Annotated in this window: 33 protein-coding genes; 20 read left to right on the forward strand and 13 right to left on the reverse strand. The window is 37.6% G+C overall.

Annotated elements, in window-relative coordinates; genetic code table 11:
- The first annotated feature begins 314 nt into the window (after positions 1–314).
- The gene (locus FVA72_RS07360; protein WP_206535591.1) at positions 315–878 is read left to right on the forward strand and encodes an RES family NAD+ phosphorylase; all 564 of its coding nucleotides are present in this window, start codon (positions 315–317) and stop codon (positions 876–878) included.
- A gap of 685 nt (positions 879–1,563) precedes the next feature.
- On the opposite strand, the gene FVA72_RS07365 is transcribed toward FVA72_RS07360, so the two are convergent.
- From FVA72_RS07365 to FVA72_RS07415, 11 genes are all read right to left on the reverse strand, one after another.
- On the reverse strand, positions 1,564–2,715 hold the full coding sequence (locus FVA72_RS07365; protein ID WP_137018936.1) for a hypothetical protein: 1,152 nt from the start codon (positions 2,713–2,715) through the stop codon (positions 1,564–1,566).
- A gap of 193 nt (positions 2,716–2,908) precedes the next feature.
- Complete coding sequence (locus FVA72_RS07370) at positions 2,909–4,090, reverse strand: site-specific integrase (protein WP_110592095.1); 1,182 nt, start codon at positions 4,088–4,090, stop codon at positions 2,909–2,911.
- The gene (locus FVA72_RS07375; protein WP_068445436.1) at positions 4,045–4,254 is read right to left on the reverse strand and encodes an excisionase; all 210 of its coding nucleotides are present in this window, start codon (positions 4,252–4,254) and stop codon (positions 4,045–4,047) included. Before FVA72_RS07375 ends, FVA72_RS07370 begins: the two co-directional genes overlap by 46 nt.
- Before the next feature lie 44 nt (positions 4,255–4,298).
- A complete protein-coding gene (locus FVA72_RS21980; RefSeq protein WP_110592094.1) occupies positions 4,299–4,505 on the reverse strand; it encodes a hypothetical protein in 207 nt (68 codons plus the stop codon).
- A gap of 442 nt (positions 4,506–4,947) precedes the next feature.
- The gene (locus tag FVA72_RS07385; protein WP_110592093.1) at positions 4,948–5,127 is read right to left on the reverse strand and encodes a hypothetical protein; all 180 of its coding nucleotides are present in this window, start codon (positions 5,125–5,127) and stop codon (positions 4,948–4,950) included.
- Positions 5,128–5,171: 44 nt separating this feature from the next.
- Positions 5,172–5,672, reverse strand: a complete 501-nt coding sequence (locus tag FVA72_RS07390; protein ID WP_042844832.1) for a siphovirus Gp157 family protein — start codon at positions 5,670–5,672, stop codon at positions 5,172–5,174.
- The gene (locus FVA72_RS07395) at positions 5,672–7,636 is read right to left on the reverse strand and encodes a hypothetical protein (protein WP_110592092.1); all 1,965 of its coding nucleotides are present in this window, start codon (positions 7,634–7,636) and stop codon (positions 5,672–5,674) included. Before FVA72_RS07395 ends, FVA72_RS07390 begins: the two co-directional genes overlap by 1 nt.
- 12 nt (positions 7,637–7,648) lie before the next feature.
- The gene (locus FVA72_RS07400; RefSeq protein ID WP_110592091.1) at positions 7,649–7,981 is read right to left on the reverse strand and encodes a hypothetical protein; all 333 of its coding nucleotides are present in this window, start codon (positions 7,979–7,981) and stop codon (positions 7,649–7,651) included.
- A 635-nt stretch (positions 7,982–8,616) separates the two neighbouring features.
- Positions 8,617–9,273: a hypothetical protein gene (locus FVA72_RS21655; protein ID WP_110592090.1), complete on the reverse strand. Its 657-nt coding sequence runs from the start codon at positions 9,271–9,273 to the stop codon at positions 8,617–8,619.
- A 128-nt stretch (positions 9,274–9,401) separates the two neighbouring features.
- Positions 9,402–10,559 carry a type I restriction endonuclease gene (locus FVA72_RS07410; protein WP_110592089.1) on the reverse strand — a complete coding sequence of 386 codons (1,158 nt, stop codon included), beginning with the start codon at positions 10,557–10,559 and terminating at the stop codon, positions 9,402–9,404.
- Positions 10,560–10,568: 9 nt separating this feature from the next.
- Positions 10,569–11,261 carry an XRE family transcriptional regulator gene (locus FVA72_RS07415; protein WP_110592088.1) on the reverse strand — a complete coding sequence of 231 codons (693 nt, stop codon included), beginning with the start codon at positions 11,259–11,261 and terminating at the stop codon, positions 10,569–10,571.
- A gap of 104 nt (positions 11,262–11,365) precedes the next feature.
- Here FVA72_RS07415 and FVA72_RS07420 point away from each other — a divergent pair, with 104 nt between their 5' ends.
- The 15 genes from FVA72_RS07420 (at position 11,366) to FVA72_RS07490 (ending at position 19,792) form a co-directional block, all read left to right on the forward strand.
- Complete coding sequence (locus FVA72_RS07420; protein ID WP_110592087.1) at positions 11,366–11,575, forward strand: helix-turn-helix domain-containing protein; 210 nt, start codon at positions 11,366–11,368, stop codon at positions 11,573–11,575.
- 71 nt (positions 11,576–11,646) lie between these two features.
- Positions 11,647–12,102, forward strand: coding sequence for a toxin YdaT family protein (locus tag FVA72_RS07425; protein WP_110592086.1), 456 nt, complete (start codon positions 11,647–11,649; stop codon positions 12,100–12,102).
- Between the two features lie 17 nt (positions 12,103–12,119).
- Positions 12,120–12,344, forward strand: a complete 225-nt coding sequence (locus FVA72_RS07430; RefSeq protein WP_110592085.1) for a hypothetical protein — start codon at positions 12,120–12,122, stop codon at positions 12,342–12,344.
- A 1-nt stretch (position 12,345) separates the two neighbouring features.
- Complete coding sequence (locus FVA72_RS21985; protein ID WP_110592084.1) at positions 12,346–13,302, forward strand: hypothetical protein; 957 nt, start codon at positions 12,346–12,348, stop codon at positions 13,300–13,302.
- Positions 13,299–14,036 (forward strand): replication protein P, encoded by a 738-nt coding sequence (locus FVA72_RS07440; RefSeq protein WP_165119670.1) that lies wholly within the window; start codon positions 13,299–13,301, stop codon positions 14,034–14,036. The genes FVA72_RS21985 and FVA72_RS07440 overlap by 4 nt, the downstream gene beginning before the upstream one ends.
- 230 nt (positions 14,037–14,266) lie before the next feature.
- Entirely contained in the window at positions 14,267–14,497 is a 231-nt protein-coding gene (locus FVA72_RS07445) for a hypothetical protein (RefSeq protein WP_110592081.1), read from the forward strand.
- Between the two features lie 113 nt (positions 14,498–14,610).
- Complete coding sequence (locus FVA72_RS07450; RefSeq protein ID WP_165119672.1) at positions 14,611–14,781, forward strand: hypothetical protein; 171 nt, start codon at positions 14,611–14,613, stop codon at positions 14,779–14,781.
- A gap of 36 nt (positions 14,782–14,817) precedes the next feature.
- Complete coding sequence (locus FVA72_RS07455) at positions 14,818–15,159, forward strand: hypothetical protein (protein WP_110592080.1); 342 nt, start codon at positions 14,818–14,820, stop codon at positions 15,157–15,159.
- Between the two features lie 21 nt (positions 15,160–15,180).
- The gene (locus tag FVA72_RS07460) at positions 15,181–16,068 is read left to right on the forward strand and encodes a hypothetical protein (RefSeq protein ID WP_110592079.1); all 888 of its coding nucleotides are present in this window, start codon (positions 15,181–15,183) and stop codon (positions 16,066–16,068) included.
- A gap of 106 nt (positions 16,069–16,174) precedes the next feature.
- The gene (locus FVA72_RS07465) at positions 16,175–16,768 is read left to right on the forward strand and encodes a DUF1367 family protein (RefSeq protein ID WP_110592078.1); all 594 of its coding nucleotides are present in this window, start codon (positions 16,175–16,177) and stop codon (positions 16,766–16,768) included.
- Between the two features lie 11 nt (positions 16,769–16,779).
- On the forward strand, positions 16,780–17,094 hold the full coding sequence (locus FVA72_RS07470) for a Ref family recombination enhancement nuclease (RefSeq protein ID WP_110592077.1): 315 nt from the start codon (positions 16,780–16,782) through the stop codon (positions 17,092–17,094).
- The gene (locus tag FVA72_RS07475; protein WP_110592076.1) at positions 17,082–17,615 is read left to right on the forward strand and encodes an antiterminator Q family protein; all 534 of its coding nucleotides are present in this window, start codon (positions 17,082–17,084) and stop codon (positions 17,613–17,615) included. The genes FVA72_RS07470 and FVA72_RS07475 overlap by 13 nt, the downstream gene beginning before the upstream one ends.
- 193 nt (positions 17,616–17,808) lie before the next feature.
- On the forward strand, positions 17,809–18,993 hold the full coding sequence (locus FVA72_RS07480) for a hypothetical protein (RefSeq protein ID WP_110592075.1): 1,185 nt from the start codon (positions 17,809–17,811) through the stop codon (positions 18,991–18,993).
- Between the two features lie 126 nt (positions 18,994–19,119).
- A complete protein-coding gene (locus tag FVA72_RS07485) occupies positions 19,120–19,320 on the forward strand; it encodes a phage holin family protein (RefSeq protein WP_110592074.1) in 201 nt (66 codons plus the stop codon).
- On the forward strand, positions 19,301–19,792 hold the full coding sequence (locus tag FVA72_RS07490) for a lysozyme (protein ID WP_110592073.1): 492 nt from the start codon (positions 19,301–19,303) through the stop codon (positions 19,790–19,792). Before FVA72_RS07485 ends, FVA72_RS07490 begins: the two co-directional genes overlap by 20 nt.
- A gap of 44 nt (positions 19,793–19,836) precedes the next feature.
- Here the strand turns inward: FVA72_RS07490 and FVA72_RS07495 are convergent, their stop codons facing one another.
- Positions 19,837–20,388: a hypothetical protein gene (locus tag FVA72_RS07495; protein WP_110592072.1), complete on the reverse strand. Its 552-nt coding sequence runs from the start codon at positions 20,386–20,388 to the stop codon at positions 19,837–19,839.
- A gap of 86 nt (positions 20,389–20,474) precedes the next feature.
- On the opposite strand from FVA72_RS07495, the gene FVA72_RS07500 reads away from it, so the two are divergent.
- From FVA72_RS07500 to FVA72_RS22210, 3 genes are all read left to right on the forward strand, one after another.
- Positions 20,475–20,648, forward strand: a complete 174-nt coding sequence (locus FVA72_RS07500) for a hypothetical protein (RefSeq protein ID WP_165119674.1) — start codon at positions 20,475–20,477, stop codon at positions 20,646–20,648.
- Between the two features lie 20 nt (positions 20,649–20,668).
- On the forward strand, positions 20,669–21,118 hold the full coding sequence (locus tag FVA72_RS07505) for a lysis protein (protein WP_405029963.1): 450 nt from the start codon (positions 20,669–20,671) through the stop codon (positions 21,116–21,118).
- Positions 21,119–21,496: 378 nt separating this feature from the next.
- Entirely contained in the window at positions 21,497–21,700 is a 204-nt protein-coding gene (locus FVA72_RS22210) for a crAss001_48 related protein (protein ID WP_405029962.1), read from the forward strand.
- A gap of 271 nt (positions 21,701–21,971) precedes the next feature.
- On the opposite strand, the gene FVA72_RS07510 is transcribed toward FVA72_RS22210, so the two are convergent.
- On the reverse strand, positions 21,972–22,103 hold the full coding sequence (locus tag FVA72_RS07510; RefSeq protein ID WP_048607741.1) for an entericidin A/B family lipoprotein: 132 nt from the start codon (positions 22,101–22,103) through the stop codon (positions 21,972–21,974).
- A gap of 401 nt (positions 22,104–22,504) precedes the next feature.
- Between FVA72_RS07510 and FVA72_RS07515 the strand changes: the two genes are divergently transcribed.
- Positions 22,505–22,747: a hypothetical protein gene (locus tag FVA72_RS07515; RefSeq protein ID WP_048607740.1), complete on the forward strand. Its 243-nt coding sequence runs from the start codon at positions 22,505–22,507 to the stop codon at positions 22,745–22,747.
- Positions 22,748–22,838 lie beyond the last annotated feature (91 nt).

The following is a 22,838-nucleotide window of genomic DNA, read 5'->3' on the forward strand; positions in this document are numbered from 1 at the left end:
ATATGTATTAGACTGAGAAATTTACAAACAGAAATTTTGTTTAGCGGGTTCGTATATGGCTGTTAGTAAGAAGAATTTAATTCATCAGTCTGAGTTTGCTTGTTAGGACAGTTATTCACAATTCGCAGACTATGTTCGCAAGACCAGCCGTTACATCTTAAGTAAAGAGCAGAATGTATTCCTTGATACTGTTCTAGCTACAATCAAGGGACGAGATCGTGAGTTGAAAGAGGGGGAGCATTTTTTACAGGGCTCAGCTTGGTATAGATCTTTGTGATAGGACCGATAATGATGGCAACTGGATCGAAGAGAATATGTTAGGTTTTAGAGCTTCTCGTATGAAGCCTTTGGTTGATAGAGCCAAAGAAGGGCGTGCAAATCCCTCAGGCATTCCAGTGCTATATGTAGGTACAACAGTAAGGACTGCGATTTCTGAAGTGCGGCCTTGGGTCGGTGCTAATGTTTCTTTAGCAACATGCAAACTTTTATCTCCATTGAGGGTACTCGATCTTTCGCTTGGTCATGGTAAGTCCTCACTTTCTGGGCCTATTTTTAGTTATATACTCGGTGTAAAAGAGCTTACAGCACAACAGAAAGAGAAAGCTGTTTGGACTGATATTGATAACGCATTTTCAACGCCAGTTACGCGGTCGGATGATAAGGCTAATTACGCACCGACTCAAATACTGGCTGAGCTTTTTCGCAGTGCTGGGTATGATGCAATAGCATCTAAAAGCCATTTCGGAGATGAGGGCTATAACATCGCAATATTTGATTTAGATTCGGTCGATGTAGTTAGTTGTGCTCCCTATCAGGTAAAAACGATAAATATTATTGCCGAACAGGTAAATAATGCATGGTATAAGACTTCTACCTAATGAATCATGTTTTTATGTTTGCAAGGCTTAACATGAAAACTATTATATATTTCAGCAAAGGATAATTAATTTAGTGTGATGGTAAAAAAAGCCTAATTCTTTTAAGAAAATTGAATAATAAATAGTTATTGATGTTTACTTTGAATTCAACTCCCTGTGAGGGAGCTGAATTGATATTTATTGAGTAGTTGCAAGCTATTGGTAATTCCATTAATGATTGAGGTGAAATAGTTTGTAAGCCCCCGTCTGAGTTCATCAATTCTCTTATCAATATTCAGATGAAAATCATCTATTTCACGCTGCCGCCATGCGTTGACTAATAACCTAAGTTGCTGCTGGAAAAAGACAATGTATTCCTTGACCGTTTCCGTGGTTCCTGAATATAGGGCTTGCCAGTGATTATATTGGCTATTGAAGATTAAGGCTAATGGTCGGGATGGTTTTACGAAACTATCATGTATTGGTTCGATAGTAGAGGTAGTGGGAGAGCTTTAATGTCGTCATGCAGTACATCCTACAGCACAATTTCAACATGAAATGGTTTGAAACTCGTTATAAATCAATTAATTAGGCTGGCGGGAGTTGAACCAGCGTCCGTAATTTTTTAATTATTTGATTATGAAGGAATATTTATAGCTCAGTTATGTGGTGTGCATTTAACGTGCATTTTAGGGTTATAGTGTAGTCACTCTGAAGGAACTATATAGCGACTAATAAGCTCAGCAAATTTAGTGTCATTAGCAAATATATCACGTGGAAATGATGATGATATTGTTACATTTTTTCCATCGGTTTTATCATTTTTATAATTCATGACTAATGATCCTAATTTTATTAGCCCCTTATCCTCAGAAAGAAAAGCAATATTATAAGGAGAATTTTCTTTTTCGCTCTTTCTTATCATATTGACTAATAATTCTATAGCACTCAAATCACAAGCTGTATTATAAGCTTCATTTAAACCATAGGTTTGAGATTCTTTTATTACTTCAGTTGCAAGGTTTGATTTCTCACCCTCAGGTTTAACTAAATTAACTCTTAAAAAGACCAAAACAACTGCAATATCTGCTCGCTTTAATTTAAATTCATCAGCTAGCAAAAATATTTTTTCTACGATAGTATCTCTGGTTTTTTCTGTAAAATTTCGATTTATAGTGGGGGCGACCTTAATGAGAAAATTCATTCTTTTTTCGATGATGTTTTTTAAGTAATTTGATAACTCATGGTAATATTTATTCCCATTAGGATATTCAGATATTGCAATATCTGGTAGTGCTAATTTCAATATGTTTTTTGCAATAATTAACTGGTTATCAATAATATCGGCTGATGGTATTCTTTTCTCATTTGCCTCTAAAGACCAAAGGGTTAAGTCTATAGTTAATTGGTTTCTAGGTAGAAACATACTGTCGAAATAATCATATGTTGTGTCTTTTTTTTTGTTTAAAAAATATCTATATTGTATTTTCGATATAACATTTCTATCAGCAAATAGTAAAGTATTTTTTTTCATGAAGATGCATGGAATCCACCCATTCTTAACTAAAAGAAAATGGTTATGAGTAGAACCCATGTCTATATTTAGCCTTGCCCTGAATTCACCATCTATGCCTTTTGCTCTTACATTAAATAATTTAATTGTAATTTTATTGCTTTCATTCATTTGAATAAGGTCATGATAGTTATTAGGTATAATTTCATATGAGTAAATTACTAAACCATCAAATTCTTGATTATCTATTAGAATTTTCCCGTTTATTATAATATTTCCACTATCATCTTTCTCTATCGCATTTTTTTTTAGAATGATATCATTGTCATCTTTTTCAGTAGTCATTTCATAATAGTCCATGTGTCAACTAATTTCCAAATAAGGAATGGTCATTTAAATAATAGATATTCATTTTATTTACCATAACATTCTATTAAGTATTTCACATAGTTACTATATTATTTTTGTAAATTTAATAATACAGTTCAGCTTGTTTATCTATAGCAAATTCATCTAGAATAGCTGAGGGTATCACAAGCTAGATTAAAGAACGGGTTACTTTTTGACTCACTGTACCCACATCATATTCCTTAAGATATCCCCCATAATGTCTAAACAACATTTCAGGCCCCTTATGCCCCATTTGTCCAGCTAGCCAAAACAGATTAGCACCTTGGCTAATATGTCTTGTGGCAAAGGTATGTCTCGTTTGATAAGGATTACGATATCTGATTCCTGCTTTCTTCAGCGTTGGTACCCATGCTTTCTTTCTGATCGCATCAGCGCCAGCCCAGGCTTTATTTGTTTTTGGGTCTTCAAAAATCACACCATCTTTCAAGAACGTGAATTGCTTCTGCTCATTTAGGGCGTTCATGGCCTCATTATTCAATTCAACCTTTCTGGTGCCGGCTTTAGTTTTGGTTTTCTTAATAACACCCACCACGCTGGCGGATTGCACGTGTGCAGTGTTTTCTATGAAATCGATATCGCTCCATCTCAATGCACATAGTTCAGAGCTTCTTAATCCTGTATTAATGGCAAACTGGAATAAGTTTTTCCATTGTTCATATCTTGCCGCAGCGAGTAGGGCAGAGACTTCTTTAGGTGACAATGGGTCAACAATATAACTGCTTTCATTGTCACTGTTATTTGATTGATACCTTGAAGCGGATACAAGGCTTACTGGGTTAATTGACACTATCCCATCGGTAATGGCTTCATCTAGCGAGCTACGCAAAAATGAGAGCTGGTTACGGATAGTTTTTAATACTGTCGTTTGCTTTTGTATCCAGTTTTTTAGGATCGCCGGTGTTAGTGATGAAACATGTAGTTGGTGCAAATCAGATAAGGCACTTTTGCATTTTTTATAACCCCCAATTGTTGAGGGTGATAAATTTCGCGTTTCGCAAATAATTAAATACTCATCTAAATAATCAATTACTCTTTTTTCACGATTATTAACACCAAAAAGCATTAATTTTTTAGAGTTAGGAAAATATTTAGCGTAGTTAAAAGTGCCTTTTTCAATGTTATTTTGAATTTCAGCGAGCAACCTTTCAGCGTATTTAATGTTTTTATTATCGACGGTTAATCTAGAGAGAGGCTCTCTACAGAGCGCCCCTCTATAAGTAAACGTGATAACAATAGTTTGGCTGGTTTTGTTGTTACGAACCGTCACCCCTCTTGGTAGTGCGTAGCCTGTTTGTTTTTTCGCGCCCACTTATTCACCTCAGCAATATCAATCCAACGTTCTTTTGAACCCTCAACTTTTAAAACATGTACACCGACTATCCAATATTGCCGTTGTATGCGCTTATTAATGGACTCTGGTGTTTCTCCGTACATATTGCAGTATGCGGAAATAGGCAAACATTCATATAACATAATTTCCTCCCATATCCGCTTGCTTAATGTCGCGGAGAAATAAATCATAGCCTTCTGTGATATTTTGTCTCATCTTGGTCTTGCCTCATCATTAATAAAATAAGTTGGTCAGCAATGTTGCAGGCATGCTTGATATTAGCTTTTGTACATGGTCTGTTTTTTACACTGGCAGCTAGCTTGCCTAACTTAATATCAAACTCAGTTAATAACTGTTCCTCGGGTGCCCAAGGGGTTAATTGTGGTTGTTTCATGGTGGTTATCCATTGGTTTTGAATAAACCACCACAGTAAGAAAAAATGCAGAATAAAACTAATTATGCTTAATCAATTATTGGCCCGAATAATTGCTTCGATGGGATAGCATTCAGACAAAACACCTCGTTGAGTTAGGGCGTCTTTATCCATTAAACAATTCTGCTCATCGGGATAGGTATAGCCGTTAGATTTATATAAACAATCAGCACCACTGCAATTTAGCAGGAATAAACCATAAATCATTGTTTACTCCTTTGTAGTTCTGCCTGAGTAGGCTGTATTTCTATTCTAATATGTGCAGGAAAGTCATAAGAAACCTTGCAACGTCTATCTGTTGAAACAAACCCGTGCGAGCCATCGGGTAGGGTGATTTTGACTTCCTGGTCTTTTTGATGTTCGTGTCTTAGCATTGGTCTTGCCTCGTTTGTGACATGTCATGTTAATGGATAACAGTGTGTGCCGCTGGGTAACCCAGTTGAAGTAACAATGCCTTTTTTACCAGTGATAGCGTTTGTTCTTCTTGGCGAGTGACTTGTTGAGTCGATGCAGTGGTCCACTCAACGCTGCATTTATTGTTAGTTTCATCGTGAGTAATGATGACTTCTAATTTCATGGCCATAAAAATATCTCCTGATATGCGCCCATTGCTGGGCGCTAAAGTGATTAACGAACCATCAATGAGCGATCACCGACTTCTAAGTGAGCACCAGGTATTTCAATACCATTTTCGATTGCTTCTTTAATACGCTTTTTATCAGGGGCAGTAATGGTCTGAACATCCACCAATTCATCGGGCAAAGCTGCTTCGTTATCGATGATGACACGCACAACACCAGCGCGAGCCGTAAAGGTATTTTTCGTGGTTTTTAACTTGTCTTTGCCTGATGTTAACAAGCAATCCAATGCATATTTTTTCAGGTTTTTAACTTGGTTTTCGAATGATTTTTTACGGTCTGCCAAACGTTTTGATTCTTCATCCAGCGTTTTAGCTTGCCCCTCTAAATTACGGGCATGAAGCATAATTGCATCCAGTTTATCGCCTAGTTCACACTCGATACCCTCTAAGGTATCGGCAACATCTTCTGCGGTGAATTCACCTGTTTCGACGAGTTGTTGTAACTTGCTGTAGTCAGCAGCCATTGCAATAGCAGTTGTCTTGGTCATTAGATTGCCTCTTCTTTTTGTTTCAGTTGGTCTAAACACTCTTTTTCAATTTCATTTAATCGACGTAAACGGCCGTTTAAATATTTTTCATATTCACTGTCGCCACGTTGTTTGGCCAACTTGGCATGCGTTGAAATTTCACGGGTAAGGGTGGATGTGATACCCCGTAATTCGTTTGGCGTCACTGCACTGCGCATCGTTTCAGTGTGTCGCGTGAACTTCTCGTCTAACTCTTTGCGAATGCGGGTCGCATCTTCAGCGTTATCGCTGGCGGCTTTGATTTCATACTCGAGCTTATTACTCGCCACATATTCAGGGTTATCATGCATTCCCATAAATACGTCAGAACTAAAGCCCAGCATGGAAAGTGCTTTTTTGATTGAGTCGGTGAGTGATTTTTTTATCACTTCACTGTCCGTCCTTATTCCTTGCTTAGTCTGATAGCGATAAGGTGTGGCACCGTAGCTCTCAAACTCACCACGAGTTTCGCCTTCGATGATGTACCAAAAGCGGATCTTGATTGAGTGATTTTGTTCAAAGAGTAATGTTCCATCCCCATCACGCAGGAACCTCATTGCGACTTGTTTATGGTGAGCATCGAGTACGGGCTCGACAAGGGGCTTTCCATCAATCATTTTTTCTTCAATGATTTCATAACCCCAGCCTTCACCTATTGGGCCAAATATTTCAGTCGCACGCATAAACATATAGGTGCTGTTGATACTGGTACCAACAAAGCCCATGCCATCAAGTGGTTTGGTAAAGCGTGAATCAGTACGTTGTACTTGCTTCCAAATATTAAGGTGGTTTGTATTACCGCTATTAAGCACCTCATCAAGTATCGCTGCACGTTGTTGAAAGTCATCTTGTTCAGTGGCAATTGGCGTAGAAACAACAGGTGTCTCAATCACAACTGGTTCTTTTTCTACTCTAGCCGGTGTGTCTTTTTTCTTGCTGGCGCGCTTTGGTTTCTCTGTTTTAGCCGGTTGCTCAGGTGTTTCATCATTAGCCGGCTTAGCATCTAAATTATCAACAGCGAAACGGCCACTACCGAGAGATGTTACTTTTGGGCTGTTGGTACTAAGTTTTGAATCGATAAACGCTTTACGGGCATTCGCATCATCAAATAGTTCGGGCTTTTCGCGTGCCTCAGCCACTAGTGCAAAGATGCTTTCGCGAGGGATATCTAGAACGCTAGGGAATGTGCGTAAATCCATAGATAAACGTTTCCATGCCTTATCTTCAGCGCTGATGAGTTCTTTTGCTTTGCGAATATCTGCACTTTTTGCATCGCTTGGTTTAATGTCCAAGAGCGCGAGGGCAATTTCGAGATCAAGTGCGGCATAATCACGTTTAAGGACAGGCTCGTCCTCAGCGGGAGGAAGTTCAGGTTCCTCGGTTAACCAACTTTCACCAAGCGCCTTAGCCTCTTCGATAGTGACATTATCGTCAGCATACTCATAAACCGCCTGCGCGATTTCCATCGTGGCTTCGGCATCCATTAATGAAACTTTGGTGATTTCAGCAAGGCCAGTGGCGATATGGCGGATTTTTGGCGCTTCTTTACTTTCATTGAGATATTTCAATGTTGAAGTGTATTCTTTATCAGTAATTTGAGTTTTACCAAACATCAGTAAAGCAGCTACGCGGGGTTTAGTTGCAAGCTTTTTAAATTCTTTATATTTAATGGGGTGCCATTTTTCTCCGTCGAACTCATTTTCAAGTGCAAATTTTTCATCGAACTGATCGAGCGCAGGGCGAGGGGAACCGACAGCATCCTCACAAATAATCGGCTCATCGATATTAAAATTATCCAGAGAATCAGGGTAAGCTTCAGATAGCTTAATCATTGCTGTTGCTGCCGCAATTTTGGCATTCGCTGCATTGAAAGCGATGGTTAAAGGTATAGCGCCATTGGTTCGAGCCTCGGTCGTAGGCTCAAATACACAGATAAAAGTTGTCATTGGTCTTGCCTCTTAATAAGGGATTTGTTCGTCAGTTTTAGAAATGGGTTTGCCTTCCAAACAGAGCAACATCTGGATCTGGTCTTCCAGTAAGCTTGATTTCACCTGAGCATCAGCAAGATTTTTGCTTTGCTCAGCTTTGAGTGCATTGATTTCTAACTGAACAAGTTCTGCATTGGTTGGTTCTGTAAAAGGAATTTCAGTAACGTGTTCAGCAATAACAAAGCCTAAACCTGATTTCACATCAGACTTAAATGCATAGGCGTTGAATTGATATGAACCATCAGGTTGCTTCTGTGCATGAATGTATAAGGTGACACTTAGGGTTTTAGGTTGTGCTTTCATAGCAGCTCCTTTAAAATAACTGTGATCAGTGATTTATCATTGGTCTTGCCTCTTCTAGCGTTTGGTCGCGCTAGTAGAACTCTCGGTTAGCTTTGGTCGGCGACCCGAGGTAAAGGAACCCACTTCGGTGGGTTTTTTTACGTCTATAAATCAATGCCCGTCTTTCCGAGCTGTCTGGTCTTGCCTCTGGTTTTGGTCTAACTGTTTCCCTGGTGTGGGCTAATTTTTAAGTCTGAACACTTATCTAAACACTTGCTGTATTTGTTTCGATGTTTGTAATATACAAAATATCTTGTATATCTGTAAACAATTAAATTTGTATTAAATTGTATTTCATCGTGGTTTTAATTGTAATTAATTGTTTTAACAGGATGATTTATTTTGTTTAATTTTGTGAAAACAGGGAGGCGGTCACGTTTAAATAGCAGGAAATACTACAAATGGGTTATAGGGAGCTTTAAACTGAGAACAAAACATGAGGGAGAAAGTATAGAGAACATACAAAAAACCCTTGTGCTTTATTGAACAAGGGGGATATAGATAAATTAAAATTTATTTGTACTAGTTCAGACTTGAACTGACAGATTTTGAACTATGCTTGACAGCCTAGTCTGAGCGAAGAGCGGAAGTAACCTTTATGACTTTAAATTTGTTATTTTTACTTGTAGTGCCGTTATTTCTTGGTCAATAACCCTAAATCCCTCGTTGATAGCATATCTAAGTTCTGCATCAATATTTTTTATTCCTTGCGCATAATCCACCATTATTTCGATTTTTTCAGCGTGCAATCTTTCATACATATCTCTATTTTTATTATTATCAGCCATGTCAAAAAGGATCTTTTCATACTCTACAAGAAGCTGATTGTTTCCTTTGAAAGACTGTATTAGCGAACGAGCATATGTGTAAATATTAATTATTGAATCTCTTGCATCGTCATCTAATTTTGCAATAATTTTTGCGTTTTGCTCATAGAATGTAAAGTTATCATCTCCAACTGGGAAATTAAAAAGAAGTGCTTTTCCTGACCCAATACTATCAATAGAATTTTTCATTCTTTTATTATATAGGCTCATTAAAGTGAATATCTCGCCCTTAATTCCTTTTAATACAGACAACTGCAACTCAAGGGAATTTTTTTCGTTCTCTGCGCGAGTAATCTTAGCCTCGCGGTCAACTCCTTTAAGAGTAAACCAGCCACCAACAAATGCGCCGATCAAAGCGGTAATAAATGATGATAACCATTGAGGAATGCTATTTAAAAAATCACTAATTCCTGTCAAAAAAGCCATGATACTTCATCTCTTAATCAATTGACTCATAATGTTTGTTAACATCTGCTTCTGGCACAGAGCGCCCTGTCAGGTTAGATTTAGCTCTGTGCCATAGCTATGTAAGATCAAATCTGAGCTAATACAACTTATTCATTAGCTGATTTTTTTCTGAAGTTTTCATCATTTTTTACGTATTCAAACGAGTCAAGAATGATGCCTGTTATTCTTAATATATCTTCAGGGGATTGAATGGTGATTCGATTATTCGTTAATTCTAAACCTGCACGCTTTATTTCATTACCTAGCAGATCAGTAATCTCTATAGGAACCATGATATAAGCGCTATTTTTCTTATCGTAGAATCTAACTATCCAACGATTAACCTTGCCTTGATATAGGACACCAAAGTAAGACTCAGTATCTTTATATTCAATTTCATCACATCCAGTGATCTGCTTTATTTTTTCAAATAAAGTTAATTCGGTCGTTGTGGTAATAATGTTTGGGTTATCGGGATCGATAATATCTTTTAATTCATTAGACTCTTGAGTTTCCTCTACTGCTGCTTCAACAGGCTCTTCACCGTAAGTAAACTTACCAGATAAGCCTGAAACCACCATTGCACTAACAGAACGCTCAACGGCTTGTTTTACTAGCGGTGTAATAGAGTCAATAAAACGCTGATTTAATTGTCTTTCAACATTAGAACGGCTCGCGACATAGCGAACGAATTCACTATCAACATCTCTGAGGCTTGAGCTAATGGTTTTAGTGAAAGCAGATAAATATACGCTCTCTTCAGCCAGTGTTCTTAATGCTTCTGGTTTGAATTTATCATGTCTAAAACGGAATAATTGGCTTGCGTCTGAATCACTAATTTCATCCATTCTAATGCGTAAGAATGGAGTAGGGTCCATAACGTTTTTTTGTTTTAAATCAGTGAAAAAACGCCACTCTAGCCCATTGGTTATTGCTGAGATTGTAACTTCAGGAGTGGAGTTAAAATACCGAGAAAGCTGAGGACAATGGTTATCTAATTTTTCAAAATAGCATTTGGCTTCGATAAACATAACGGGGACATCTTGACAGAATAGTGCATAGTCAACACGCTCATTTGCTTTTACTCCGGGGAAATCAGCGCCGTATTCTGCTTTGACTTTTTGAGGGTCATAAGGGCTAAAGCCGAGGATATCAAGGAAAGGCAATATTAGTGCCTGTTTAGTTGTTTCCTCTGTTGAGCAATGTTGCCCAACTTGTTTTACATGATCCACATGATTTTTAAGCTTTAACTTGAAATTTTCCATAGGGTTACCTTAGTAATCAAGAACAGAATACCAAAACATTCTGCCAATAATCATGACGCTGTTTTCATCAGCCTCTTCATCGTCGTATTCTTCACGGTTATAACTGCGAATAATAAGTTTTCCACCTGGTTTTCGATAAAGCATTTTTAAACGTTTCAAGCCATCTTGATCGATAGCATAAACTTTTCCATCAATAATTTTTTTATTAGATACATCAATGGCAATAGCAGAACCATCTGGTATTACAGGCTCCATACTATCGCCACTTGCTGGAAAACAAATAATTGTTGAACCATCAGTAGGGGCACCAATCTTGCGCAGTGTTGATTTGGCAAACCTTAATTTAAAACCGTTGTAATCCACATCAATACTACCGCCTGTACCACAAGCAAATTCAATATCTTTATAGAATGGCACTTCCACTTCATCGTAATCCAAAGGCGTTTTATTATCCCAAGACTTTATCCCTCCCCATTCATTTTCAGGAGGTAGGGTATCGTTTTTGTCTTCTTCTCCTGTAACCAACCAGCTAACAGAACACTTTAAGGCAGCTGCAAGTTCAGGTAGAAAGCGAGGACGTTTTGTTTTTCCGCTTTCTAATTGCTCTATTGACTGCTGTGTAGTGCCAACGGTTTCGGCTAACTCTGTTTGAGTGAGGCCGAGAAGGATTCTTTTATTTTTTACGCGTTCAGAAATTGACATATAAACCCCTTTATAGCTCTAGAGGATAATTACAAGAAAACCTGTAATTGACAAACAAACTAATTTGTTTTTAAATACAAGAAATATTGTAAAAGGAGGTGAGGATGGAAACGTTATCTGAACGAGTTAAGACTCGTCGTATAGAGCTCCATTTAACTCAGTCAGAACTTGCAGACAGAGTTGGGCTAAAACAGCAATCAATTCAGCAAATCGAATCAGGTCTTATTAAAAGACCCCGGTTTATTGTTGAAATTGCGAAGGTTTTAAATTGTGACCCAACGTGGCTCATCAATGGCAATGAGAGAGTTGTATGAAAGCGAATATATCAACAAGAAATTTAAAAAACTGATTATTCATAATCAATTTTGCGACAGGAGACGCAGAGATGAGTTTTGATATCGATATTGTCCGCTCCGAAATTGAGAGCTGGGCTACAGAACATGGTCAAGAGCACGTGGCGATTGAGATAAGCCGTGCGTATTTACAAATCACACGAGACAAATCACAGAGCCGCTTACATGTGATTGAAGATGAACGAGGCCAAGCGGATTGGAAAGCGATTAACAATAACCGACAACAGATATTTCGGTGGTTACGAGGCGATTCGAACGCATCAATGAAGAAATTAGCAGAGCTGATGCCAGCGATTGAAATGGCGTTGCCGGCTTCGAGGTTAGCCCGAGTAAGAGGAGATACTAAAAACTATTTAGCATCAGTAGCCATACAGCGATTTGCAGAAGCTATGACCGAAATTTTACTTGAGGGACGTGACATGTCACGAAATATCAATAGTGCAATTACTGCACTAAATGCAATATCACGCCCGACCAGCGTGCACTAATTCAAGAGGCAAGACCAATGCTAAGAACGACTGAATTAATTACCTACTGTAATGGTTTTTTATTGAATGGAAAGCCTGCAGACAGACAACAGATCGAAGATATTTTCGAGGGAAGAAGGGCGGCAGCACTCAATATTGGCATGCAGTACGAACAACAAAAACAAAAGCTACTTTTAAAGAAACTGACGCCTGAGCAATACCAGAACGCTTGCCGCGCTATCGCTAAAGCGCTGGGGGTATGAAATGAGACCATCAGATTTGTTACTCGATTTTGGGCGGCCAGTGGCTTACTACCCTGGTCTAGTTAAACGCTTTGGTAGCGTCAATGCAGTAATATTTTTTAGCCAGATATTTTATTGGCAGGATAAAACGGATTCTGAATTAGGGGTCTATAAGTCATCTGAGGATATTACGGCCGAAACAGGGTTAAGCTATCGCGAACAACTCACCGCCAGAAAGCATCTTGTTAAACGCGGGGTTTTAATTGAAACGGATAGGCGTTTAGAACACAAAATATATTACCGTATAGATTGTGACCAACTTGACCAAATTATGACGCAACCTATTGATAATCTCCCAAATGCGCAAAGCGCAATCGGGGAAAGTCACTATGGGGATTTGGCGAAACAACAAAATGAACAGCCGCCACAAGACAAATTCGACGGTGGCGGTGAAACAAATCCGCAGTTCGATCCTTCAGAGATTACAACAGAGAATACTACAGAGAATATAAACCCTTCTTGTCCGGTCGTTTCACAACCTGACGAAAACACGAATGATAATTCGTTTGTGGCTCGTCACCCTGATGCCGTTGTGTTCAGTGCAAAGAAACGACAATGGGGAACATCGGATGATTTGCTTTGTGCGCAGTGGATATCCAAACGGGTGACTGAACTTTACGAAAATGCATCTGCATCTGATGACGATATCAATCCACCAAAAGAACCAAACTGGGCGTTATGGGCCAATGATGTACGGTTAATGCGCACCATTGACGGCAGAACGCACAGGCAGATTTGCCGGTTATTTGATAGGGCAAATAAGGACCCATTTTGGTGCAAAAATATTCTTAGCCCAAGCACACTTCGAAAACAGTGGGACAAACTGGTATTAAAATTTGCTGAAATTCCACAGGGTGAAGATTGTTTACCTGCACAAGCCCATTGGAATAGCCCTGAAGCATGGGAGAACACACTATGAAAAGTCTTCTCTCAGCAATTGAAAACAGAGATGGCAAAAAATTATCGAGCCTAATTCAGCCAATCAATAAACCTGCTGGAATCAATGAACATGCGGAAAAGTTGGTTGATATGCTGTTTGATAACTTAGTGCAAATTTTCCCAGCGGCAAAGCATACTGTGTTTTCAAACCAAGACGATATTTCAGCAACTAAACGGCAATGGGTACTGGCGTTTATCGAAAATGGCATAACATCTGTTGAGCAATTGAAAGCGGGAATGAGTGTGGCTAGGCAGCAAGAGTCTGATTTTTTCCCATCCTGCGGAAAGTTTATCAGTTGGTGTCGCGAGGGAATGATGCAAGCTATGGGTCTACCTTCAGTTTGTGAGGTCATGGCTGAAATGAAGCGCTATAGCAACATGGAGTGGCGATATCCATCCGTTGAAGCATTCCCTTGGAAATCAACGGTTATGTATTGGATTGTTCCAGAGGCAAGGCGACGCATGACGCAGTATAACTTGTCCGATAAAGAGATTAGGGAATCCATCAAAAAGCAGCTGATCGCTTATTACAACCAGATACAAGAGGGGAAACCAATCCCACCAATCAAGCCGTTAATGGGTCAAGCTAAAAGAGGGATTTCTACATCTGAACTCATCGATAAAGACGGTAAGTATCGTTTAATTGGTGAGGAAGCGATAAAGGAAATAAGAGATAAAATTTTATGTAAAAAGGGTAATTACAGCCACAAATAAAAATCGATAAAAAGGCTCGACCAAGCCGTGACCATTAATACAGAGGCAGACCAAATGACAATCAAAGACTCAATCACCGGCGAGTCACTCGTCCGGAGCAATCACCCCATATTGCCCGATGATGGTTTAGACCATTCTCCGTGCCACATTGAACGCTTTAATTCTGCAGCAAGGGCAAGAACCAAAGCACCTTATCAACCAGAGCCGAAACCTCAAAGGCAGAGGTAATTATGTCGGGTAAATATTTACCTGATGGACTTCCTCATAACCGTGCTTTATGGCCAGAAGAATATCGCAAACTGGAGCAACTTGATTTATTCGCTAGTCGGCTAATTCGGCAACTGAAAAATCGAAAAATTCATAGGGAACGAATACTGGTTGAAATAGAAAAAGCACCAGAGGTACATCGGGAATTTTTTAGAGATAGGTTAAATCATTGGCGAGAGGTGATGAAGGTATGAAACGCACACACTTGGAAAAAATAAAATCGTTCCCATCATATAACTACAAGCTTTACAGCGGATATAAGGCCGTTTAGTCATAAGGTTATTAAATGTAGTTAGTTGGGGTAAAAATGAAAAAATCGGTTTATAAAGCAAGTGGTTTATGGAACCAAACGTCTTTCATAACTCTTTTTGTCGCAACAAGCGAAAAAGATGTACTTTCAACAATAGCATTTTGGGCAAATCTAGGTGGCGCTAGAGTAGATGAGTTATCTATTGAGCGTTATTGCTCAGTGCATTAACCGAGTTGATATAAATGATATGAAGAGGCAAGACCAATGGCTAAGTCAGCAGCAGAACGCAAGGCTGCCCAACGCAAACGCCAGCGTGAAGCTGGCTTTGTTATCCCGCAGTGGCAAGTTGAATCTGAAGAACATGAAATGATTAAGCGTAATTGTGCATTGCGTAGACCAGGACGTGAGCCATATGATGAAAGTGAATATATTCAAATGCTCATACGAAATGATGATGCGAGACTTAAGCGCGAGATTGCGGAATTATCCAATCGTTGTTGTGGTAAATGTGGTGAACGGTTACCAGTGATGGAATGTTGCCTTGATGGTGATTCTAAGTGCTGGATAACCAAGGGGTGGCACAAGCTTAAATTGGGGGTAGAATAGAAAGAAAAATAGGAGCTAATAATGCCATCTCTTTTCTCCGAAATACAAAATGATATTTTAAATCCAAGTTCAAATATAACGGATATTTTACGTAAATGTTCAGTGTTAGCATATAAGATAAACAACGACACATTTATTAAATGGACTGAGTTAGAGTTAGATGGATATGATGGTGATGATGCAATTCCTGATTACCGCATAGTAGGCACTGTAATTCGAGGGGACTTCTCTAATAGAGCAGGTGCGAATCACTCTGCACTGCAAATTGATAAGCATTTATTGCCAGATTTTTTACAGGATAGTTTTGGCTCAGGGAAAGTTTACTATCCAGTGTCATATATAGAAAGTCTACTTTCGTACTCAGCTGATGATGATCCTGTAAGAGATATACCCATGTCAGCTTTACCTCTATTCAATAGGTTATATCAAGGTTTCTTTTGCACTAGAGCATATGAGATTTTACCAAGGATGGCTTGTTATAGTGTAATTGATTCTATAAAAAATAAAACACTTAGGTTTTTATTGGAAATAGAAAGAAAAATAGAGAATATAGAGGATATTAAATTGTCAAAACAAGACGAAAAAATAGTGACGCAAACCTTTAATAACCATATTTATGGTAATGCTAATGTAGTAAATGCCAGTGAAAATTTTAGTCAGAATTTACAAATTCAATCTAATGAATTGATTGATAAGTTAATTTCTGAATTAATACAAATAAAAAATCAAGGAGTAGATGCTGACGTTATTGATAAGGTGATTCCTAATCTTGAATCAATGAAAGGTATTAAAGACAAATCCATTATTATGGAGAAACTAGTAGATATAATGACTATTGCTGGAGGGGCTGCTTCTGTTTCATCAGCAATAATGCCATATATTGAGCCAATAAAAAAATTATTCATGTAAAATTAGATAGTTATCATTTTTGCAGAAAGTAAGATTTCTGATACAATAACTCTCATTGGTCTGAACACCCAATCCTAACACTTGCTGTGTCTACTGAGAGAAACGTATGGCACAGCATAGCTTTATCAAAATGTCTAACGACACTCTTGTGCCGGCTAACCCCGCTGCGAGAGATTTCTTACATTCAAAAATCAAGTGTGGTGATGTGCTTTCTGCTGATTTCAAGAAAGCTCGTAACCCGCGTTTCCACCGTAAATACTTCGCTTTATTCAATCTAGGGTATGAATACTGGGAACCAACCGGTGGCACTATTTCGCCTGAAGAAAAAGAGCTAGTACGCGGTTACGTTAAATTCCTCGCTTACTACACCGATAACGATGATGCTCTCCAATCCGCTGCAGATGTTTATCTCGATGAGATAGCTCAGAAACGTGCTCACAATATATCAGCAACCAAATCCTTTGATGCTTTCCGCTATTGGGTGGTAGAGCAATCAGGCCATTATGAAACCTTTGAAATGCCAGACGGTAGCCTACGCCGTGTAGCCAAATCAATTAGCTTTGCCAAAATGGATGACCTAGCCTTTGGCGAACTCTACAAATCAACCCTCGATGTGCTTTGGAACTTCATTTTATTTCGTAAATTCCCCACCCAAGAAGCTGCTGAAAATGCGGCGGCTCAGTTATTAGATTTTACCTAGAGGCAAGACCAATGACCAAAAAATCAAAGGCTAAAGAAGATAAACAGTGGCTATCGGATGTAGCAGAACTTGGCTGCATTTGCTGCCGTAATATGGGGTATGGAGCAAGCCCCGCGGAAATCCATCATGTAAGAACGGGGCAGGGAATGGCGCAAAGAGCTAGCCATAAAGATGTTTTACCGTTATGCCCGCCTCATCACAGACCTACTTATGATACTGGTTTTCATGCAGCGCCTAAAACATGGCAAGAAATTCACGGTACTGAGAGTGAACTACTTGAGCAAACCAAAAGAGAAGTCATGGAGCTGCGAGCATGTCGAGTATAAAAAGTATTTCTGATGGGCTTGTACTTGATGCTGAGCAAGAAGCTTGGTTACAAGGTTGGCTATCCAAGTTTGGTGCTTGGGTTTACAGCGGTAGATTAGAGAAACGCCAAAGCAGTATCATTGCTGAATTTATGGCAACTGTAGAAAAGCGTGATTATCCAGAAAGGGAAATGTGTAATGACGACGATGGAATGTTAATCACCAAGGTGGTTGATAAAATTTATCATATAGACCGAATTGCATTCACATTATTGTTATTACGTTATGCCTTTGTGAGCTCCGACCGTGCCATTGCTCGTTATTATTATGGTATTGCACAGCCACGGCAAATGCTTCGCAGAAATCGCACGCTTGAATATCGAAAACCCTCGATGGCCACATGCCGTCGTGAGGTAAAAGAAATTATTCGTTCTGCAGAGTATTTAATTTACCCACATCTCTATAATGCATTTAAAATACGCGATAATGAGTGGAAAAAGAAAAATAATAGTAAGAACGTGTTGACTTCTTTGAGCCAATGAGCCACTATTTCAAGGTAAGTTGCCATTTTAGTAACTTCACCGACTAACCCAGCCAATGCGCTGGGTTTTTTGTTAACTATGATAAAAATATTTCGGGAAATATTGCTATTTTGTGATATAAAAATTCTTAAGAGTTTACTTCTCATTTATACTTAACTTATTGATTTGTTTTTTTTGTATTTTAAGGAAAGTAATGAGCGGGAAATTAGGACATTTAGAGTCATATCAAAATTCATTGATAGAGATTAAAAATCTTTTAGAGAAAGATGATGCCTTGTATAAATTATTTTTGATTGATGAGACTACTAGCTTAGATCAAGAAACGAAGTCTTGTTTAGCGAAATTTATTGGTGAAGTAAGGGAAACAATAGATATTGCATTAGATAGAATTAATAGCTTTGATGAGTATTGTAAGATTACTGGTAATTTCAGGTTGGCTATAAAAACTGACACACCAAGCAATATAATGTTATCTTATATTATAATTATAAGGTACATAATAGAATACCTGATTGTTGTTCCTGATGGAATGTTGAATGATATATTATCTGAAAGAGTTCGCTATTTAAAGAAGAATAGGCATTTGTTTCTATTTCTTGAAGATAGAGTAAAGTTTTATCTTGAATATTCAATAGATGAGTACTCTGGTTATATATATAGTATTTTGATCGGAAATTTGAATTTTGTGTTTGATTCTAAATTTAGTGATTTTGAGAGATTAACTGAAATAGAAAAAAATATAAATTTAAAACATGAAGAGATTGTTCTCATAGGTAATAAGGTTACTGATTTTAACGAGGAAGTTGAAGACTTATTTAATGAGAAATCAAAATTTATAAAAGATGATCTAGAAGTTAAGCAAAAAAAGATTGATGAATTAAAAAAATATTTGGAGAATTTGTCTTCTGGATATAATTTCGCTGGATTGACAAAGGCTTATCATGATATATATAGTTCTAAAAGTAAAGAACGATGGATTTCTTTAGCTATTTTATTTCTATTGGCTTTCGTTTCCATATGCCCTATAGGATATAAAATAATCACGGAAAAAGCCGATGAATTTAATGATGTTATGATATTTAAATACATAGGTTATTCGGCTTTAACTATTATTTCTTTATATTTTTTTAGAGTTTCCCTACAGAATTATAACTCTATAAAAGCAGAACTAACCCAGATAAATTTGAGGAAAAATCTGTGTATGTTTGTTGATAACTACTCTGATTTTTCTAAAACAAAAGATAATCGTGAAGCATTAGAGAAATTCGAAAATATTATATTTTCAAATATTCAACTCAATGAAAATAATATACCATCAACTTTTGATGGCCTTGAACAACTAGCATCACTAATAGAGTCACTATCTAAAAGAAAATAGTAACTTTAATATGGATTTTTATCGTATTATTGGCCGCTATTAGATATAGCGGCTTTTTTCTTCCATAAATTGACTTCATAAGCATTTAAATATTGACCTTACAGGAACACTCCATCGGGGGTGGATATGCGTATGCACGAAAAATACTCAAGCCCTGCTGCAATCATATGGGGTGTTCTAACATCCATATTTGGTATTTTCACACTAGATCAATGGGCAGTAATCGTCGGTATTTTATGTACGGTCGCTACATTCTTGGTGAATTGGTACTACAAGCGGAAAGAATTCAAATTAAGAGAGACTAACAGTGGCAAAAATACCAAATAAAATTCAAATGGCTGCTGCTGGTGGCTTGATGGCTTTAACTGTTGCGATGGTCACTAATTTTGAAGGATATGAATCCAAGCCTTACCGTGATGTAGTAGGAGTGCTAACTGTATGTTATGGACACACAGGTTCTGACATTATCCCCACAAAAAACTACACAAAAGCAGAGTGTGATGCACTGTTAGAAAAAGACTTGGCAATTGTAGCTAAGGTAGTAAACCCCTTAATTAAAGTTAATATCCCTGATTACACCAGGGCTGCACTTTATTCATTTACCTATAACGTTGGAACAGGGGCTTTTTCGCGCTCTACACTACTTAAAAAATTAAACGCTGGTGACCAAGTTGGCGCATGTAATGAACTTAAACGCTGGATATATGCTGGGGGCAAGCCGTGGAAAGGTTTGATAACGCGTAGAGAGATAGAAAATGCAGTATGCTTGTGGAGTGAGCAATGGCTGCAATTACATTAACTATCGGTATAGCTATGTGGATCAATCATATTGATGGGTGGTGGTTATTTTTTATCGCTTTCATTTTTATGTTCTAGTTTTTCATTCAGAGAATCAAAGGCAGTATTTGATACTTTTCGTAATACAACCTTTTCTGGGAAAAGACTTGCATACTTTTCATTTTGTAAAATCACAAGCTCTCCATTTTTATCTATGGTTAGGCTCATTACGCCAAGGTGAACTTCATTCCCATTAATGAAATCAAATGCAACGCCTTCAATTGTATTACTGAAATAATTTTTTTTACCTTTGAATAAAACGAAGTCAAATGGGAGAAGTTCTTTTATTTTATTGGATGTCACAATCCCTTCGACTTCATAATTTTCAACCTCCAGTTCAATTTCCATGAACTCATAATTATTTCCATGCCAGTTACTAGCATCTAACCAACCTTCTGTTGAGTTGGTCCATTTCCCTGTTAGCTCAGGAGATGAACCATGCCAGTGACAGAAAGTATTGATATTTTCCAAGGCTTTATCTCCATTTAATAAAACCCATCCTAAGGTTAAAAAAATGATAGATAGACTAGACCATTTAATTTTGTTGGAAATTTTCATTTGGATGTCAGGAACCTTTTATTGTTTTAGGTATTTTTCTAAAAAGCCTAAAGATGATAACTGATAATAAAATTAGAGGAAAGTTCATGCCTTGGAAACCTATAGTAGCTGTAATTTTCTTTATGCTGCTTGCGATATCAATAATTGTATTTGGTGCTTATTGTATGACAGATAACACATGCGGCATTGATAAAGTCAGTTTAGAAAAACGCTGCCAGAAAGCCATCGATCACTATAAAGGGCGGCAAGTTAATTTTTAATCATCTATATGGTAATCGCCATGAATAAAGTCAGAGCATTGTTATTTATCGCTGCGTGGGTGGCCATATGGGGAATGTGGAAACAACACGAAAGGATAGGTGAGCTAAATACCAAGAATACCGAACTACTTGTTGAGCTGATAGAGCAAGTCAAAATCAATGAAGACTATCAAGAACGTGTTCAATCCCTTCATAAACTCGATACTAAACATACTCAGGAATTAGCCAATGCAAAAATTGAAATTGATAAGTTGCGTATTGCTGCTGAGCGTAATCCTGACCGGGTGTACATCAAAGCTAGTTGCAAAAAAGCCGAAGGCACTACCGCCCCCAGCTTGGATGATGCAATCACCGCCCGACCTACTGACACCGCTATCCAAAATTATTGGCTACTCAGAGAGCGAATTGCAGAGTCAGAGCAAATGATTAAAGGGCTGCAAGATTATATTAGAACGGAGTGTTTACCGTGACCTACTCTGAATTGATTAAAGGTGCCTATTTAGAGATAGCCAAGAAAACAATACGGAAAATTGAACAAAAACGACAGGTGATGAAATAAAAAAAGCCTACACAGCAGTAGGCTAAAAGATGTTGCTTTATACAATTGAATATCTCTTTAAACATAGTCGGTATTTCAAAGTATGCAAAATTATTTCTAAGAATTTAAATTTATAGTCGATTAAGTGAACAATGAACCTCTATTGGGGGCTTTTTAGTAGCCAGATATTGAATAGGCCTCTCAGCAGCCCTTGGTTTGGTATGACCAGTAATTGATAATTTGAAATATCTGAATTCATATCTACTCTTTAAGTACTCATAATTAGTGTAATTGGTTATACGAAAGTAGTATGAAAAACAGAAGTCAACAATTACTAAATGATTCAGCACTCTTAGATGTAAGAATTAGATATTTAGTCAAATTTATACGTAGTAGAGCGTTTAATAAACTACCAGACAGTGAAAAAGGATTATTTGAGTCGCAACTTTATTCAATGAAGACGCTATCATCAATATTAAAAATGAGAGTAGATATAGTAAATGATAGAAAATAATAATAAATAATAGCCAGCCTCATACTAGTTTTTTATAAGGGAAAAATACAAAGTAACAACAAAGAAAAGCCCCTGTTCAGGGGCAAAATAAAATAAAGCAATAGTTTGAACACACTATCAGCATAGATGGTTTAAAAAGTTTTCATATGAACTAAGTGTAAGCAAATACGGAAAAGAAAATACGAATATGAGCCTCGTTAAAAGCTTAAGAAAACACTAGAAGGACAAAATAAACTTATCCTCTAGTTTGTTAGGTAAGAGAGTAGGCTTTTTACTGGGCTGCTCTTTGTATTGCCTCTCCTCCAGCCTCTATGTCTTCACCAACACCTTTAGTGGTGTTGCAGGCAGTTAATGTGAAAGCAACCGCTAATGAGCAGATGAGGAAACTGATTTTTTTCAACATATTTTCTTCCTTTTAGTGTGAAGTTATAAGTTACAAAAGATCACTTTTAATTATAGCAGAACAATTTGATTACCATTTTTATCAGTATAGAGCTGTAATATTAGTATTAATGCATGATATCTGTATGGGGTTGGTATGGTTAGATATACCTGACAAATGAAAATGAGCTGCTATATTTTAGGTGTTAATACTTTTTTTGGTAATTAATCACATTAGCAATAAAGGGTACACTCTATGATATTAAAAGAACTATTTATCCGTATGCTTTATGTTTTCCAATACTTAGTAGTTGGTTTTCTCTTGTTATTAACATCAATAGCCATACCAAACTGGTTAGGCAAGGCATCAGTCTTTTTTGTAGGGTAGAATTTAGTAAGTGGGTAGTGTTTAGGGAGGCTGCTATGGCAGGTAGTGAAGGGGACGAAATTAAATATTTACCATGGACAGGTGCGGCTTTGAAAGTAGCTTTGATAATGACGGTCGAAGCTATGAAGTTAACGCCTGAAGAGGCAGAAAGGAAAAACATTATAGTTGTAGTTGGTCCGTATGCTCGTCCATATAAGGAAATAATTTCCATAGCTGAAGAATATGGTGAAAAAGAAATTCCTAAATCAATGAGAGATGCTACTCCAGAAACAAAATAAAAAAGAATTCGCAATAACCCGCCTAGAGCGGGTTTTTTTATTTGAGGGAAATAGCTAATCAGAAAGTTTATTCCTACAAGTAGACTTTCTA

Source organism: Providencia sp. PROV061, from assembly GCF_011045655.1.
GTDB lineage: Bacteria > Pseudomonadota > Gammaproteobacteria > Enterobacterales > Enterobacteriaceae > Providencia > Providencia hangzhouensis.